The organism is Thiorhodovibrio winogradskyi (genome assembly GCF_036208045.1).
GTDB classification, from domain to species: Bacteria; Pseudomonadota; Gammaproteobacteria; order Chromatiales; family Chromatiaceae; genus Thiorhodovibrio; species Thiorhodovibrio winogradskyi.
The window spans coordinates 1,032,905-1,049,415 of record NZ_CP121472.1 but is presented as its reverse complement, the minus strand read 5'-3'; the positions used below and the strand labels follow the sequence as shown (position 1 = coordinate 1,049,415).

General features: G+C 62.4%; 16 protein-coding genes and 1 pseudogene. 9 read left to right on the top strand and 8 right to left on the bottom strand.

Annotated elements, in window-relative coordinates:
* Window positions 1-138 precede the first annotated feature (138 nt).
* Genes rsxC through rsxA form a run of 3 tightly spaced genes read right to left on the bottom strand, consistent with a single transcriptional unit; the run spans window position 139 to window position 2,863 of the window.
* Window positions 139-1,641 carry an electron transport complex subunit RsxC gene (gene rsxC / locus Thiowin_RS04665; protein ID WP_328986572.1) on the bottom strand — a complete coding sequence of 501 codons (1,503 nt, stop codon included), beginning with the start codon at window positions 1,639-1,641 and terminating at the stop codon, window positions 139-141.
* On the bottom strand, window positions 1,641-2,243 hold the full coding sequence (rsxB, locus tag Thiowin_RS04660; protein ID WP_328986571.1) for an electron transport complex subunit RsxB: 603 nt from the start codon (window positions 2,241-2,243) through the stop codon (window positions 1,641-1,643). The genes rsxC and rsxB overlap by 1 nt, the downstream gene beginning before the upstream one ends.
* Window positions 2,244-2,287: 44 nt before the next feature.
* Complete coding sequence (gene rsxA, locus Thiowin_RS04655) at window positions 2,288-2,863, bottom strand: electron transport complex subunit RsxA (protein ID WP_328988006.1); 576 nt, start codon at window positions 2,861-2,863, stop codon at window positions 2,288-2,290.
* Window positions 2,864-3,522: 659 nt separating this feature from the next.
* Between rsxA and nifL the strand changes: the two genes are divergently transcribed.
* The 5 genes from nifL (at window position 3,523) to Thiowin_RS04630 (ending at window position 8,915) form a co-directional block, all read left to right on the top strand.
* The gene (gene nifL, locus Thiowin_RS04650; protein ID WP_328986570.1) at window positions 3,523-5,121 is read left to right on the top strand and encodes a nitrogen fixation negative regulator NifL; all 1,599 of its coding nucleotides are present in this window, start codon (window positions 3,523-3,525) and stop codon (window positions 5,119-5,121) included.
* Between the two features lie 60 nt (window positions 5,122-5,181).
* Window positions 5,182-6,747, top strand: coding sequence for a nif-specific transcriptional activator NifA (gene nifA / locus Thiowin_RS04645; RefSeq protein ID WP_328986569.1), 1,566 nt, complete (start codon window positions 5,182-5,184; stop codon window positions 6,745-6,747).
* A 391-nt stretch (window positions 6,748-7,138) separates the two neighbouring features.
* Window positions 7,139-7,336 (top strand): Alvin_2107 family globule sulfur oxidation protein, encoded by a 198-nt coding sequence (locus Thiowin_RS04640; protein WP_328986568.1) that lies wholly within the window; start codon window positions 7,139-7,141, stop codon window positions 7,334-7,336.
* 211 nt (window positions 7,337-7,547) lie between these two features.
* A complete protein-coding gene (locus Thiowin_RS04635; RefSeq protein WP_328986567.1) occupies window positions 7,548-7,871 on the top strand; it encodes a tetratricopeptide repeat protein in 324 nt (107 codons plus the stop codon).
* Window positions 7,872-7,979: 108 nt separating this feature from the next.
* Entirely contained in the window at window positions 7,980-8,915 is a 936-nt protein-coding gene (locus tag Thiowin_RS04630; protein WP_328986566.1) for a DNA ligase, read from the top strand.
* Between the two features lie 479 nt (window positions 8,916-9,394).
* Here Thiowin_RS04630 and Thiowin_RS04625 read toward each other — a convergent pair whose 3' ends face one another.
* Both Thiowin_RS04625 and Thiowin_RS04620 read right to left on the bottom strand, forming a co-directional pair.
* A complete protein-coding gene (locus Thiowin_RS04625) occupies window positions 9,395-9,958 on the bottom strand; it encodes an arsenic resistance protein (RefSeq protein WP_408034161.1) in 564 nt (187 codons plus the stop codon).
* Window positions 9,955-10,203 carry a thioredoxin family protein gene (locus Thiowin_RS04620; protein WP_328986565.1) on the bottom strand — a complete coding sequence of 83 codons (249 nt, stop codon included), beginning with the start codon at window positions 10,201-10,203 and terminating at the stop codon, window positions 9,955-9,957. Before Thiowin_RS04620 ends, Thiowin_RS04625 begins: the two co-directional genes overlap by 4 nt.
* A 244-nt stretch (window positions 10,204-10,447) precedes the next feature.
* On the opposite strand from Thiowin_RS04620, the gene Thiowin_RS04615 reads away from it, so the two are divergent.
* From Thiowin_RS04615 to Thiowin_RS04600, 4 genes and pseudogenes are all read left to right on the top strand, one after another.
* Window positions 10,448-10,837, top strand: a complete 390-nt coding sequence (locus Thiowin_RS04615) for a metalloregulator ArsR/SmtB family transcription factor (protein ID WP_328986564.1) — start codon at window positions 10,448-10,450, stop codon at window positions 10,835-10,837.
* A gap of 153 nt (window positions 10,838-10,990) precedes the next feature.
* Window positions 10,991-11,512 (top strand): arsenate reductase ArsC, encoded by a 522-nt coding sequence (locus tag Thiowin_RS04610; protein ID WP_328986563.1) that lies wholly within the window; start codon window positions 10,991-10,993, stop codon window positions 11,510-11,512.
* A 71-nt stretch (window positions 11,513-11,583) separates the two neighbouring features.
* On the top strand, window positions 11,584-12,675 hold the full coding sequence (pstS, locus tag Thiowin_RS04605; protein ID WP_328986562.1) for a phosphate ABC transporter substrate-binding protein PstS: 1,092 nt from the start codon (window positions 11,584-11,586) through the stop codon (window positions 12,673-12,675).
* Between the two features lie 136 nt (window positions 12,676-12,811).
* A pseudogene (locus Thiowin_RS04600) lies at window positions 12,812-13,171 on the top strand (ArsJ-associated glyceraldehyde-3-phosphate dehydrogenase); the annotation flags it as partial.
* A gap of 105 nt (window positions 13,172-13,276) precedes the next feature.
* Here Thiowin_RS04600 and ubiV read toward each other — a convergent pair.
* From ubiV to Thiowin_RS04585, 3 genes are all read right to left on the bottom strand, one after another.
* Window positions 13,277-14,248, bottom strand: coding sequence for a ubiquinone anaerobic biosynthesis protein UbiV (gene ubiV, locus Thiowin_RS04595; protein ID WP_328986561.1), 972 nt, complete (start codon window positions 14,246-14,248; stop codon window positions 13,277-13,279).
* 98 nt (window positions 14,249-14,346) lie between these two features.
* Window positions 14,347-15,342, bottom strand: coding sequence for a ubiquinone anaerobic biosynthesis protein UbiU (gene ubiU / locus Thiowin_RS04590; protein WP_328986560.1), 996 nt, complete (start codon window positions 15,340-15,342; stop codon window positions 14,347-14,349).
* A gap of 97 nt (window positions 15,343-15,439) precedes the next feature.
* Window positions 15,440-16,387: a TIGR01212 family radical SAM protein gene (locus Thiowin_RS04585; RefSeq protein ID WP_328986559.1), complete on the bottom strand. Its 948-nt coding sequence runs from the start codon at window positions 16,385-16,387 to the stop codon at window positions 15,440-15,442.
* Window positions 16,388-16,511: the final 124 nt, after the last annotated feature.

The window sequence follows — 16,511 nt, the reverse complement described above, 5'->3', positions numbered from 1 at the left end:
AGACGCAAAGGGAAGAGAAAGGACTGGTCGATTTCCCAGCAGGTTTCTCCTCTGTTCCTCTTCTTCTCCGCGCCTTTGCGTCTTTGCGTCTTTGCGCGAGATTTCTTCTTCCTCGCTTCGCAAACGCATTTCCACTCATTACTGGCCACTCGCCACTTTCTTCCTCTCCGCCATGGCCGCGCGCTTGGCGGCCTTGATGGCCTCCATGCGTGCTCTACGCTGCTCGGCGAGGCGCTTGGTTTCCATCTGTTTTTGCTTGACGCGGTCGCGTTCGGCCATGGCGCCCTTGGCGTGAACAAAGTACTGCACCAGGGGCAGATGGGCCGGGCAGACGTAAGCGCAGCAACCGCAGCCGATGCAGTCGAGCAGACCCGCATCCAGCGCGCGTTTGGGTTGCCCGGCGCGCACCAGGGCGGCCATTTCCAGCGGCACCAGTCCGCAGGGGCAGGCCATGACGCATTGGCCGCAGCGAATGCAGGCGGAGGGCTCGCGCACCCGGGTCTCGACCTCGGTCAGTGCCAGGATGCCATTGGTGCCCTTGATGACAGGTGCGCGTTGGCTGGGGATGACCTGCCCCATCATGGGACCGCCGCTCAACAGTCGCGCCGGATGCTCGACAAAGCCGCCGCTGGCCTCGAGCAGCGTCTCGATACGGGTGCCAATGGGCACGCGCAGGTTGCGCGGGTTCTTGATGGCGCCGCCGCTGATGGTGACGACGCGATCAATCAGCGGGCGCCCCTCGCGCAGCGCCTGGTGCACGGCAAAGGCCGTGGCCGGGTTATGCACCACCACGCCAATGTCCGCTGTCAGCCCGCGTGCCGGGGTCTCCTGCCCGGTCAGGGTCTGCACCAGATGCTTCTCCGAGCCCATGGGGTAGTGCATGGGCAAGCCGATGACCTCAATGCTGGCCTGCCCGCCATGCTGTCCGCCGTCATGTCCGGCGCCGGCAGGCCCAGGCACAGCCCCAGCCCTTTCGGCGGCCGCTTGCAGCATCGCCTGCTGGGCTTGGGGTTTGTTGTTCTCAATGGCGACAATGATCCGTGTCACCCCCAGTACATGGGCCATGATGCGCGCGCCATCGAGTACGGCGGCGGCCTGCTCGCGCATCAGCCGATCATCGCAGGTCAGATAGGGCTCGCACTCGGCGCCATTGATGACCAGGGTATTTAATTCATAGCGATTGCGTAGATTGAGTTTCACCGCCGCCGGAAAGGTCGCGCCGCCCAGGCCGACCACGCCGGCGGCGGCCACACGCTTGGCAATCTCCGCTGGCTCGAGCGCGAAGGGGTCCCCCGCGCCCTCGATGCCATCGGCCCAGCGGTCCTCGCCATCGGGTTGCAAGGAAATGGTGCGCACCGACAAACCCGAGGGATGATTGGCCGGATACAGCCCAATGCCGGCGATGCGTCCCGAGGTGGGTGCATGAATGGGCGCGGAGACCGGCCCCTGGGCGCGCGCGATCAACTCGCCCTTGGCGACTCGCTGACGGCGCTCGACCACGGGGTTGGCCGCGGCACCGATATGCTGTTGCAAGGGGATGTGCAGCAGCGACGGCAAGGGCAGAGGCTCGATGGGGCGTTCGGCCGACAGCTGCTTGCGGTCATCGGGATGGACGCCGCCACGAATACGGAATAGACGCATTAGGCGGCGACCTCCGGCATGATGAGCGCGGTCGAGGTTGGACTCGGTGTCGTGCCCGCGCTCGTTCCAGCCCCCGGCCCAAGGTCCGGCAAGGGCCAATACCAGCTCTGAGGTGTGTGGCCGACAGGACGCATTTCGATGCACTCGGTCGGGCAGTCGTCAAAGCACAGCCCGCAGCCAGTGCAGGCATCGGCGAAGACGGCATGAATCATGTCCTTGGCGCCCATGATGGCGTCGGTCGGGCAGCGTTTCATGCACTTGGTGCAGCCGATGCAGGACCGCTCATGAATGAAGGCGACCCTGGGCTCGGCATCGCTCACGGCCGATGCATCAAGCGAGACGCCAAGCTTCTCGGCCAGCGCCTCGGCCAGTGCGCGCCCGCCCGGTGGGCAGCAGGTCACGGCTGCCTCGCCGCTGGCAATGGCGGCCGCGGCCGGTGTGCAACCAGGATAACCGCACTGCCCGCACTGGGAGCCCGGCAGCAGGGCTTCAACCTCGGCCTCCAGTGGATTGCCCCGCACGCGCAGAAAGCGGTCGGCAATGCCAAGCAGGGTGCCCAGGGCTAGGCCAAGCGCGGTAAGACTGAGGATGGCGCTGATCATTCTAGTGGCTAGTGGCTAGTGGCTAGTGGCTGGTTGTTGGCGGTTCACGCTAAGCCGGCGAAGCCCATGAAGGCGAGAGAGAGCAGCCCCGCGACCACGAAGGCGATGGGGGTGCCGGCGAAGGCATCCGGCACCTGGGCCAGGGCGAGGCGCTCGCGCAGCCCGGCGAAGAGCACCATGACCAGGGTGAAGCCGAGCGCCGAGCCGAAGCCGTAGAGCAGGCTTTCAGCGAAAGCATGCGCTTCCTGGACATTGAGCAGGGCCACGCCGAGCACCGCGCAGTTGGTGGTGATCAGGGGTAGAAAAATACCCAGCACCTGGTAGAGCGTCGGGGACATTTTGCGCACCGCCATTTCGGTAAACTGCACCACGGCGGCGATGGCCAGGATGAAGGTCAGGATGCGCAGGAATTCCAGATTCAGCGGCTGCAGCAGCCAATGTTCCAGCAGCCAGCTCGCGGCGCCGGCCAGAGTGAGCACAAAGGTGGTGGCCAGTCCCATCCCCAGGGCACTGTCGAGCTTGTTGGATACGCCCATGAAGGGGCACAAGCCCAGGAATTTGACCAGGACCACGTTATTGACCAGCGCGGTGCCGAGAATCAAGAGTAGAGCATCGGACATGGCAATCAGGACCAAGGCAGCGGTGGTGTTCTGTCGGGCGTGCCGAAGCAGCGGGTCTGCCTGAGCAAGCAAGGCCGGTGCCAATCGCCGCCGGCGCCTGTCGCGAGCGGCTGGCCGGCGTTTGCGACGCGCGCGCTTGTCGCGGATGCCACAGGTTGCCTGGAGGACTGGGCTGTCTTTGTCGCCTTCCCGACAAGGCGTTCGTTTCCTCAAGCCTTCCCAGGCCGCGGGGCCCTAAACGAGTTCTGGTTCTGGTTCTGGTTCTTCTTGTTCTGGCGCGTTACGAAGCGGCTGGCAGCCGCTTCTTCAGCTCGCGAAGGATGCACATCGACGCTGGCGCGAATTCTGCTTTATGCTGTCGCCATCTAAAGAGGCAGGCTGGCCGCGGCGCGCCGGCTTGCTCCCCACTGGGTCACACAGCGGTCGGTCGACTTGGTTAGTCACGGGGCGCCGGTCAACTGGCCTCAGCCAAGGCGCACAGATGCTGGAGGAAATTACTCGTGGCTGGATCAAGATTCGCCCAAGCAGAGGCCCGACCCGGGACCGGAGCCGATGTCAGACTGACCGTCGGGCCCGATGCCGCGCCAGGCGCCAATACGGGTTCCAGAACGGGGGCTGGCGCAAGCACCAGGCCGCCAAGCGCGGAAGAAACCGAGGCTATGAACGCCTTGGCGCGATTTCTCGCCGCGCCCCCAGCCGACACCCCGCCCGAGGTGCTGCGCGTGCTCACGCTCATGGCGGGTGATCCGGACGCGCCCCTGCCGCCACGGGTGTATTTCGAGACCGTCGAGCAGGCGCCCGTGGCCATTTCCATCACGGACGACAAGGCGGATATTCTTTATGTCAATGCCGCCTTTGAGCAACTCACTGGCTATGATCGTGACCAAGTCATCGGGCGCAACCAGTCGATCCTGTCCAACAACGCCACGCCTAGCAGCATCTACCAGCAACTGTGGCGCACCATCCAGAGCAAGAATACCTGGACGGGTATTTTGGTCAATCGCACCCGCGATGGCGGCGACTATCTGGCCGAGCTGATCATCTCCCCGGTGCTCGATGCTGGCGGGCGCATTCGCTTTTTCCTCGGCATGCACCGCGATGTGACGCGCGAGCATCGCCTGGAGGCCGATCTGCGCGCGCAAAAGATTCGCAGCGAGGCGGTGCTCAATGCCGCCCCGGTGCTAGTGGTCCTGCTCGATGCCGAGGGGCGGATCATGCTCGATAACATGGAGTACAAAAAACTCCTTGGCGATCTGCGTGGCGAGGAACCGGCCAGGGCGCTGCGGCAGGCATTGATTGAACAGGCCGGCTTCGATCCGCTTGAGCGGGTGCTCAAGGGCGACGGCTTCAAGGATGTTGAAATTAGCCTGCTAGCGCCTGGCAGCAGCGCGCCGCGCTGGTTTTCCTGCTCCGGCGTGGCGGTGAACGAATCCGACGCCAGCGTGCGTGGCTACTTTGGCGCCGCCGAGGCTGGCGAGCATCGGCTGCTGCTGCTGGCCAATGAGGTGACCGCGCGCCGGCGCGAGATCGACCGCGCCCATCTCGAGCATCTGCGCGCGCGCCTGGCCGAGCAGCAATTATCCGAAGGGGTGCGCGAGGCCTTGGCGGCGGCCAGTTATCAGATCGAGCAGCCGCTGAATCTCATCCGCGCCGCCACAACCATGTTCGGTGATCGCGACGGCGAGCTTGGCCTGTTCATCGATCATCTGCGCCAGATCAGCACCGCCAGCGAGCGGGCGCTGGCCACCCTGCGCGCGGCCTTGCCGAGCGAGGCGCCCGAAGCCGGTGTCATGGTCAATATCAACGAACTCCTGCGCCATGTCTTGGAGCTCGAAACCGACCGCCTGCTGGCCGCCGGGGTGGTGATCGACTGGCAGCCGGCGATGCAACTACCCGAGCTGTCAGGGCATCGCAATCAGTTGCGCTCTTTGTTCAAATACCTGATCGACAACGCCCTGCAAGCCTTGCACGAGAGCCGCCGCGCCCAGCGCGAGCTGCGCCTGGCCACGCGCGCGCTTGACGGCTCGGTCGAAGTCATCATTCAGGACAATGGCCCTGGTTTGCCCGCCGCCGACCGACTCAAGGCGTTCGAGCCCTTCTTCGTCGGCTGGCGGCGCCGACGCGGGCGCGCCGGCATGGGGTTGGCGCTGGCGCAGGAAATCGTCAACCAACATAGTGGCACCATTGAGATCGACGACGCCTTCGACGATGGCTGCCGGGTCAAGCTGGTGCTAAGTCACACCCCTTCACAGGAGTAAGAGCGCGATCGTGGTGAATACTGTGGCAGAAACTCTGGCGGACACTCAAGGATGCAGAGCATGAAGCAGACCGATGCTGACACTGGCGCGCCGGGCGAGCGCGCGCGCCTGACGCAGCTCGAGTCCCAGCTCGAGACCCTGTTCGAGGTCAGCCGGGTGCTGAGTCGCTCGCTCGACCTTCACCAGACCCTGCGCGCGCTGCTCAAGACGCTGCACGAACGCGGCGGGCTGGAGCGCGGCATTGTCTGCCTGATGGATGAGGAAAGCGGCGAGCTGATGCTAAGCGCCATCCACGACGAGGTTGCCGAACCCTTCGAGACCATCCGCTATCGCCCCGGCGAGGGGGTGATCGGACACATCCTCGAGGCCGACGAGCCCTGGATTTTACCGCGCGTCGGCGACGAACCGCGCTTTCTTGATCGCTTAAATCTGTATCACCGCGATCTGCCCTTCATCGGCGTGCCCATTCGCCTGGGCGAGGAAGGCGCCATTGGCGTTTTGGCCGTGCAGCCACCGGATCGTGACACTTTGCTTGAGGAACGGGCGCTTTTTTTGGAGATGGTTGCCAACCTGATCGGCCAGGCTGTCAGGCTGGCGCGCACCGTGGCCGCCGAGCAAAGCGCCCTGCGCGAGGAGCGCGACAAGTTGCGTCGCCATCTCAAGGGTGCCCATGGGTTCGAGAACATCATCGGCCATACCCAGCGCATGCGGGTGGTGTTTGACCAAGTGCGCCAGGTGGCCAAGTGGAACACCACGGTGCTGATTCGCGGTGAGTCCGGCACCGGCAAGGAGTTGATCGCCAGCGCCATCCATTACAATTCCCCGCGTGCGCGTGGCACCTTCATCAAACTCAACTGCGCCGCGCTGCCGGATAGCCTGCTGGAATCCGAGTTGTTCGGGCATGAAAAAGGCGCCTTCACCGGCGCGAGCGGCCTGCGCAAGGGCCGCTTCGAGCAAGCCGACGGCGGGACGCTCTTTCTGGATGAAATCGGCGAAATTAGCGCCGTATTCCAGGCCAAGTTGCTGCGCGTACTGCAGGAAGGCGAATTCGAGCGAGTCGGCGGCAATCGCACATTAAAAGTCGATGTGCGGGTGATCGCCGCGACCAATCGCAATCTGGAGCAAGAGGTCCGCGAGGGCCAGTTCCGCGAGGATCTCTATTATCGCCTGAACGTCATGCCCATCTACATGCCAGCGCTGAGCGAGCGCATCGAGGACATTCCGGATCTGGCGCGCTTTCTGGTTGCCAAAATCGCCAAGACCCAGGGCCGGGAGCTGACAATCACCGACTCCGCCGTGCGTGCCCTGATGCGTCACGACTGGCCCGGCAATGTGCGCGAACTGGAAAACTGCATGGAACGCGCGGCGGTGATGAGCGAGACCGGCGTGATCGACAGCGACGTCATCGACCTCACCGGCCCGCGCGTGGAGCCCGGCATGGATCTCCCCGCCCCACCCAATGCCGTCGACCTGCAAGACCCGGACCTCGACGAGCGCGAGCGCGTCATCGCGGCGCTCGAGCAAGCCGGCTGGGTGCAGGCCAAGGCCGCGCGCCTGCTCGGCATGACCCCGCGCCAGATTGCCTATCGCATCCAAACGCTCAATATTCGCGTCAAGCAGTTCTGATTGGAAAAACGGAAAGACGTCTCTATTTCGTCACCTTGATCGAAGCTAGTGTGTTGGATATTCCGCAAGCCACTTTCCGCATTAAACGTTTACGCAATAAGCGGTCTCTCTGTTCGGAATCACGTCCTCTCTTCTTGTTTGGCTGGGCGGCTCGCGCCATCCTAGGGATGACATCCATCGGAAAAATACAGTATTCTAATCAGCTATCCTCCCGCGGACGGGGATCAGGCCGCGCGCCGCACGACTGGGCCAGCAGTTTGGAGCCGGAATCAATTCCCGTAACCCGTCACCGCGCTGCATTAGGGCGCGCGCAGGCCCGAGGATGCCCCGTCGATTCGACACAGGAATAACCACAGGTCATAGACCATCAGCTAGCAGTCCGGAGAGCGGAATGAACCAGTTCTATTACGATGCAGTCACGAAAATGGAACAACTCGGCGTCGACGACGAGTATATCCAAGGATGGCAATGTGGCTTTCTGCAGAACCCAAAGCGCGAGGAGCAACGCCTGACCGAAGCCTACGAGTCCGGCTACGCCGACGGCGAGGAAAAAACCACTGACAACTTTGAGAAGTGGGTCAAGAGCTAAGCCAAGATTCCCAGGCAGCGTTAAGCAACAGGCCCGGGGCCGGCGGCAGTCACCTTTGCGATGCCACGCGCGCCCGGTGCCTATTGGCCTCCTGACACACGTTGACTGATAATGGCTTCATAATCCCCGCTTTGTTGTCACCGGCCCTCTCTTTCCGGATCCTGGTTCTAGGTTCATGGCTTCCGGATCCTGGTCACCTGGCGCAGCGCCCATGACCGATAACAATTATCTTAAGCATCTCATTCTGCTGCGCAACGACCCCTCAAAGGTACCGGCCGTGCGAGCGGCCGCGCAACGCGGCGAGGTCGACGCCCAATTCGCCATGGGTCTGATCTATGCCGAGGGTCGCGGCGTCCCCATCGACCTTGCACAATCTCACTACTGGCTGTCCCTCGCCGTCGACCAAGGCGACCGCGACGCGGAGAGCCTACGCAATATCATCGGCAGTCAGATGAATGAAGAAGAATACCAGGCCGCGCGCAGACTGCGCTCCGGCGCGGTGCTCTCAATCATCAAAGGCAAAGACCCAAGCTAGAGGCGAATCGGTTTTTTTCCGCGGGACTACTCTGCCGCTGCCCGCTCTGATTCTCGCTGTTATGGCTTCGAGCCAAGCAAGCCAAATCGCCTCTCGCCGGTGATCTCCATGACATCAACCAGTTCCAAATCTTCACCCCGCCGCTTCTTGACCAGCGGATTTTGCCTGCTGGCGCTGACACTGCTCGCGCCAGCCATCTTGTGGAGTGCTGAACCCCGCGCGCCCCAAGCCGACCAAGCCGCATCAAAAGCACCGCGCCCGCCCGAACCGCCAACGCTGATGTTGGCCCAAGACTACCAACAGGGGCTGGATGTCACCCATTACTGGATCAGCGAAAAACTCGACGGCGTGCGTGCGCGCTGGGACGGCACCCGCCTGATCAGTCGCGGCGGGCATCTCATCCGGGCTCCAAGGTGGTTTGTCGCCGGCTTTCCGTCCATGCCACTTGATGGCGAGTTATGGCTTGGACGCGGCCAGTTTGCGCGCATGTCCGGACTTGCAAGGCGCCTGGAGCCGGATGAGGACGCCTGGCGCGAGGTGCGCTTTATGGTGTTTGATCTGCCTGGGCTCCAAGCCCCGTTCAGTGCGCGGCTTGCCGAGTTAAAGCGCCTGCTCGCGGACGCGCCCGCAGAGCGTATCGCCGCGATCAAACAGTTTCGCGTCCCCAATGAGACCGAACTCATGGCGGCTCTCGCCGCCGTCGAACAAGGCGGCGGCGAAGGTCTGATGCTGCATCACCAGAACGCACACTACCGCGGCGGCCGCTCCAACGACCTGCTCAAGCTCAAATCCAAACAGGACGCCGAGGCACGCGTGTTGGCCCATCTGCCCGGCCGTGGCAAGTACCAAGGAATGCTCGGCGCCCTGGAGGTTGAAGACGACCAGGGCCGACGCTTTCGCATCGGCACCGGCTTCAGCGACGCGGAGCGGCGCGATCCGCCCCCCATAGGGAGCATTATCACATTCCAATACCAGGGCAAAACGAAAACCGGCCTACCCCGCTTCGCGCGCTATCTGCGGCCTCGCGAGGCGGGTCGGCAGTAAAGCCATGCTGGAGTGTCCGACCAACTATTCGCCAACAAGGGCCCAATACGGCCCCCAACAAAGTAGCAAACTGCCACGCACAATGGCATACACTTTTCGCGCACCACCTTCCAATTAAGCCGACGAAGCCGCACTGTCCTATCCTTTCGCGCCAATTCCAAATTTGGGTGTTTCATTTGATGTAGAAGCGGCTTCCAGCCGCTTAATGACGCGCCAAGATGGCACGTCTACTGATAAACGGGCCAACAATCGGGAGCTGGATAGCGAAATTTGGAATTGCTGCCTGAAGCTGGGCAATGGCTCCCCAGCGACCACCAACCCTCTGATCGCTGATACTCCTATACGTTACGCAACGTAAAGCAGACGATTACCCTTTTCTAACTGTATAAAATCCCTGCTCGCGCGGCTACAATCGTTGTCTAAGGCTCAAGCCCGCGACCACTGGAGTCTTCCCGGCGGAATGGCTTTACGGGGAAGATTCAACCGTCCATACCGAATTCCATCAACGTTGGACGGGATTCTGTCAGGGCTGCCGCCAACGAAGATCCGGTATCGGTCGAGTCTGACAACGGCGCGTTTGTTCCGCCGCCCAGCCAGCGGCTCAAGAGCATCCCGGCGCCGAGGATGATCATGCCAGCGATGTAACTGTCGATCTGCCCCGCGGGCAAATAAGGCCGGAACCACTCGCCAATGAACAGCCACGCCAGCACCGCCATTGAAAACGGCTTGATCGCCCAGTTGACCACCAGGGTCACCACCGAGCCGCGCCAGTGGGCGGTCACCCCCGAGAGCGCGGTGAGATCGACCTTGAGCAGCATGGGGATGATCATCAGCCAGATCAGTACCGCGACCGGCAGATTGATCCGCGCGACTTCAAGCGAACCGATGGCTTGGAAGGCATCGGCGGTAACATGCCCTAGCCCGATGCCGGTCAGGATGCAGAGCACCACCCACAGGCTCAGGTAGCGCTCGAAAAGACTCATGCCGTTATCGGCAGCGGCCCCGGCTTCCTGGCGGGCAAGCGTTTCGCACTGAACGCTCATGCGCCTGCCTCGTTCTTGAACCAGCCGCGCACCAGATCCGGCCCCGGCACACTGCCGGAGTGCACCACCTGGCCGTCGATCACCACGCCGGGGGTGGACATGACGCCGAAGCCCATGATCGCGGCGATGTCGGTGACCTTGATCAAATCAATGGCCACCCCGGCCTGCTCGGCAGCGCTGGCGATGGCCTGCGCGGTGATCTCGCAGTTGCGGCAGCCGGAACCTAAAACTTTGATTTCTTTCATGGCACAAGATCCGTGTTGGGTGAATGGACGCCGGGGGGGAGGGGGGGCAGTGCGGCTCTCAAAATACGGAATACGTTATATTGGATTAAACATATCTATTGAATTGCCCAGCGTCAAGCACGGATTATTACGCTGACCGCGGATATCGGCCAAGTCGTGAAGGTTTAAAGCCGCCCGGCCTTGGTTGACAAGATCATCGCGACGGCGGCACTCTCAATCCCCTCTCACCAACGCTCCACTGTTCATGTCCCATTCAGCCCTCCCGCCCACATCCATCGCCGCCACGGCCTTCTTTGCCGCCCTGGCCAACGACACCCGCTTGCGCATGCTGATGTTGCTGTTGCGCGAGGGCGAGCTGTGCGTGTGTGAGTTGACCGGGGCCATCGGCGTCTCCCAGCCGCACATCTCGCGTCATCTAGCGCAACTGCGCGAGCTGGCGCTGGTCGCCGACCGCCGCGCCGGCACCTGGATTTACTATCGTATTCACCCCGATCTGCCACCCTGGGCCAAGGCGGTCCTGCGCGAGCTAGTGGCGGGACTCAGAGGAGCAGCACCCTTTGACGATGATCAAAGGGCACTGGCGGCGCTGGCCAATCGCCCCGGCGCGCCGCGCTGCGAAGCCGCGGTGGACTGATGCCATGATGGATCGCGCTGATTGGCCATGGCCCGACGCCGGTCCGGTTGGCGAAGGTGCGGTTGGTGTCATCAAAATATAACAAAAGACAGATATTCTGCCGCCCATGACCTGTTGTTTCACTTCAATACTGCTCCAACCCGGACAGGTTTCATGGCTGAACCGATTTACAACGTCTTATTCCTTTGTACCGGCAACTCGGCCCGCAGCATCTTTGGCGAATGCCTCATCCAACGCTGGGGCCAGGGCCGCTTTCGTGGCTTCAGCGCTGGCAGCCACCCGCGCGGCGAGATCAACCCGTTCGCACTCGAGGTGCTGCGCAAGTACAACCACGCCACCGAGCACCTGCGCAGCAAGGATTGGGCGGAGTTCAGCCAGCCGGACGCGCCCGAGATGGACTTTGTCATCACCGTCTGTGATGCCGCGGCCACCGAGCTCTGCCCGACCTGGCCAGGGCAGCCACTGACCGCGCACTGGGGCATCACCGACCCTGCCACCGTCGAGGGCGAGCGCCTGACCCGACTGACGGCGTTCCAAACCGCCTTTCGCGAACTGGACAACCGCGTCAAGATTTTCACCGCCCTGCCCATCGCCTCGCTGGATCGGCTCAAGCTGCAACGCGAGATGGATCGCATCGGCGGGCTGCGCGCGAACAATCTGGCCAAAGCCGACTGAAGCCGACTGACAAGCGGACATCAAGGCCGCCAGATCCCACTCTCAACCTCCCGAAGACCGAGGTTTCCGCCATGACATCCAAGCATTTTCTGCTGGCCGGGTTGCTGATTGGCGCTAGCCTTGTTGCTAGCCTAAGCGGCTGCGGCCCATCCGACCCCTCTGAGAAAGCCGCATCCGGCGCGGCGGAAACCCAGGCAGCCTCGGCCCTGACGGCTGCCGGCTCCAGCTTCGCCGCGCCACTGATCAGTCGATGGATGAAACGCTATGGCGAGCAACACCCCGATCTGGCGCTGAGCTATGCCTCGGTTGGCAGTGGCGAGGGGATTAAGCGCTTCATCGCCGGGGAGGTGGCCATCGGCGCCACCGATGCACCACTCAAGCCTGAGGAGATCGCCCAAATCGACGGCGCCTTCGCGCAGCTTCCCATCACCGGCGGCATGATCGCGCTGGCCTATAACCTGCCTGGTGTCGATGGCCCGCTCAATCTGCCGCGTGATGTCTATGTGGATATTTTCCTCAACAAGATCCACCGCTGGGATGACCCACGCATCCAGGCGGCCAATCCTGGTTTGGCATTGCCCAGCAAATTGATTCAAGTGGTCGCCCGGCGCGACAGCAGCGGCACCACCTTTGCCTTCACCAACCATCTCGCCAGCATCGCGCCCGCGTGGGCCGAGCAATACAGTGTCGGCAAGCAGATTGGCTGGCCGTCCGGCACCATGCTCGCATCCGGCAACGAGGGCGTCGCCCAGCGGGTCAAAATCACTCACGGTGCTATCGGCTATGTCGAGGCCGGCTTCGCCCGCCGCCTGCATTTGCCACTGGCCTGGCTGGAAAATCGCACGGGTGGACTGATCGCACCCACCGCCGACACCGGCCAGCGCGCCCTGGCCGATGGCTCGGATGCCATGCCGGAGGATCTGAGCGTCACCGTACCCGACCCCGAGGGCGCGCGCTCCTATCCCATTGTCACCTTCACCTGGGCGCTGGTGCGGTCCGACTACCCGGAACCCTTCAACACCCGCGCGGTGCATGACTTCCTGCGCTGGACGCTGACCGAAGGGCAAGCTCAGGCCGCCGATCTGGGCTTCGTGCCCCTGCCGGAGACTCTGGCCAGGGCGAGCTTGCTGGAGCTCGATGGTCTGAGTGGGATCGCGCGCTGAAGACAAGCCCTTAGCGCCTTGCGGATTTTTTTTGCATCGGCCACGGCGCCGAGATTCGATCAAGAGCCGGCGATCCGCAAGCCCGGGGCGCCGGCTCTTTTTGTTGTGGTTTAATCTGTTTCTTGAAATGCGACCGATCACCAACACCCAGCGCATCGTCGATCTGGGTCATAAGGATCCGCGCCGAGCGCGTGCCTGCGGCCAGTCGCTCATCCCCACCACCGGCAGCGCGCGGGCCATCACCAAGATCTTCCCCGAACTGACCGGCAAGCTCAACGGCCACGCGGTGCGAGTGCCGCTGCTCAATGCCTCGCTGACCGACTTTGTCTTCGAGGCCGAACGCAAGGTGACGGCCGAGGACATCAATGCGCTGCTCAAAAACGCAGCCGAGGGCGAATTGGCCGGAATTCTCGGCTATTACGCCTGGTACGACAATGAGTGGGGCTATGCCAATCGCCTGGTCGATATTGCGATAATGCTGGCCCATTCGCTCTGATGCAGCGGGTTTGATTCAAGAATAGCCGCCATGAACAGCGCCACCCGCAATTATCTAACGATAACGGCCGGCTACTGGGCCTTCACCACTACAGGGCTGTTCACACTACTGGACCGTCTTGACCTGCTGCTCCATGCCAGCACCGCCATGCCAATAACCATCGCAAGCGCCCGTTGGTGTTAGCTCCGTTGCCTTGGTCGCGGCCTCGGCCGGACTGAGTTCCCCACGCAAGGCCAGGTCGAACAGCCGGATGATCTCATCGGTCTGCTCAGCCTGCGGGCTGATGCGCAAAATGTCGACTTTCAGTTCCCGCATGCGTGGCAATTCGGCCAATAGGTTGGCCGTGCGTGCGGACAGGGTCTGGATGCCATTGAGCGCAAGAAAGCTCTGATCGTCCTGGGTCGCGACCACCAGGCCATCGGGATAGTCGATACAGCAATAACGGCAGTCATCCTTGGGCAGATTGCGTGCGCGCGCGGTGAAACAGCGAGCGGAGTACGCCAGGGGCAAGCGTCCATAGGCCAACACCTCGGTCTCCACGCCGTCCGGGCGCCGCTCTTGCATATCGGCCAGGGTCTCGGCGGTCAACTCCACCGGCAGCACCCAGCGTTTAAGACCCTGCCGGGCCAGCAGCGCCAGACTGCGGTCGTTATAAATGTTGACACTGTGTCCAACCACGAAGGGCCGGCCCTGGAGCAGATGCACCGCACCCATGTCGTTGGCCTCGACCAAAAATCGGCCGTTATCACAGATGAAGCGCAGGCGAATGAGTTCGGACTCGGCCTCCAGCAGACTGAGGGTGGACAGCACCACCTCCTTGCCCGACTCCAGCAGGCGCTCACCAATGGCCAGCCAGTCCTCGAATTTCAGCTCCTTGCGCTTGGAGCAGAGAGTTTCGCCCAAGTAAACAATGTCCACCGGCAGTTGCGCGACCTGGGCGTAGAAGGCATCGACTCTGTCCTTGGGCCAATAGTAACCAATGGGGCCAAGTGATAGGCGCGGACCGGGACGAGAAGCCGCCTTTGTTACGCCTGGATTGCCAGATGGTTTGCCAGTTGGCGTCGTGGCCGGAGTCACGGTTGGGCTCGCGGCTTGTGTTGAGGCTGAGGTCATAGTGGTCTTCATCTGTGAGAATCAATCACGGACAATACGCCAGGCTGGGTTATCTGGGGCATCTACTGCCAGGGTCGGTGATAAGCTCCCAGAGTGGTCTGCGCGCCCTCGGACACCTTGCCTAGCTCGGCGGTCCATTCCGGCCTTGGCGTGAAGTGCTCTGGATCGCGCGCGAAGGCATCAAGCGCCTGACGCCACACCTTGGTCACCTGACCGACATAGACCGGGCTGCGCTGACGCCCCTCGATCTTGACAGCCTTGACACCCGCGGCGGCCAGCTCCGGCAGCAACTCCATGGCATTCAGGCTGGTGGGCTCCTCGATCGCGTGATAGGTGTGATCACCGACCCTGAAGGTGCCCTTGCACAAGGTTGGATAGCCGACATTCTCGCCTTTGGGGTGGCGCTGGATGAGCACACCACCCAAGCGCGTATCGAGCCCGTCTGGCGTTTCAATCCACTCCACATGACTGGCCGGCGAACAGGCACCATAGGTGTTAGGCGAACGGCCGGTGGCATAAGAAGACAGAATACAGCGCCCCTCGACCATGACGCACAGACTGCCAAAGGCGAAGACCTCGATTTCCAGCGGACTGTTCTCCACCACATGGCGAATCTGGCTCATGGACAACACCCGCGGCAGCACCGCGCGGCGCACGCCGAAGTGCTCATGATAAAAGCGCAGCGCCTCGTAGTTGGTGGCCGAGCCCTGCACCGACAGATGCAAGGTCAACCCAGGATGCTTGGAGCTGGCATAATCCAGCACCCCAAGATCCGCCGCGATGAGTGCGTCCACGCCAAGATCAGCCGCTCGGTCCACCGCCTCCTGCCAACGCCCGAAGCCGTCGGGGCGTGGATAGGTATTGAGCGCGATGAACACCCGCACCCCGCGCCCGCGGGCGTATTCCACACCCTCGGCCATTTTGTTGGGCGCGAAATTCAGCCCGGCGAAATGTCGCGCGTTGGTATCGTCGCGAAATCCAAAATAGACCGCGTTCGCGCCATGATCGACAGCGGTTTTAAGCGACGGCAGATTGCCGGCAGGACAAACCAGTTCCATCAGCGATTTCCTTCAGGGCAGGATAAGGGGAAAAGTAAGGGAAAAGTTAGGAGGAAATAATTGGGGACAACAATCGGGGACATAAGGGTAGTGATGCTCAAGCCGCATCGCAGGCGCCGGTGAGCGGATCACCCACTCGAGCACCCTGCCGAGTGCCGCGTCGCCGCAATGCCTGCTCGATGCCATTGAGGACCGCCCATTTTTTTGAGCACCAGTCAGGCGCCAGCAGAATATCGCGCGATGCGGTGCCCGTCACACGATGAAAGACCACATCCGAGGGCGTACGTTCGATGAGATCCGCCGCGATCTCGATGTAGGCATCCATGGTCAGAGGATGATAACCACCCCGCCGCCAATGGTCGGCCAGCCTGGTATGCCGCACGACGTGCAGCGGATGGAACTTGAGACCAGAGGTACCGCGCTCCAATACCCGCTCCAAGGATGCGAGTGCCGCCTCCCGTCCTTCGCCCGGGAGCCCGACAATCAGATGCGTGCAAACAGGCAGACCGCGCTGCCGGGCCTGATCGAGCGCCCGGCAATAATCGCCGAAATCATGCCCACGATTCACGCGCGCCAAGGTCGCGTCGAATGCCGACTGCAGCCCTAGTTCCAACCACACCTCATACCCTTGGTCACGCAGCCGCGCGAGCAGGTCGAGCGCGGGCGCGGGCACCGCATCGGGACGAGTACCGACCGCCAAGCCGATCACATCGGGCTCGGCCAGCGCCTCGCGATACAAGGCCCCAAGCCGTTTCGCATCTGCATAGGTATTTGTATACGCCTGAAAGTACGCCAAAAACTTGACCGCACCCGTGCGCTTGCGGACCACGGCCCGACCCGCGGCAATCTGCTCGGCAATTCCCGGTTCGCGCTGGGAATGCGGGCTGAAGGAGGCATTATTACAAAAACTGCAGCCGCCCACCCCTTTGGTACCATCGCGGTTCGGACAGGTAAAGCCAGCGTGGATGGCGAGCTTGTGCACGCGCGCCCCGTAACGACGGAGCAGGTCAGACCCAAAGGTGTGCACAACTTCAGATAACGCCATGCGCCCGCCAAACCTCCGCCGCTCAGACTCACCAAAGATCGGTGCGGAAGCATCCCATAACAGTCCGCGAACGGCAAGGATGCCAATCAAAGCCCAGTGCCCCGCGCAAGCCCCTTGTTGGCAA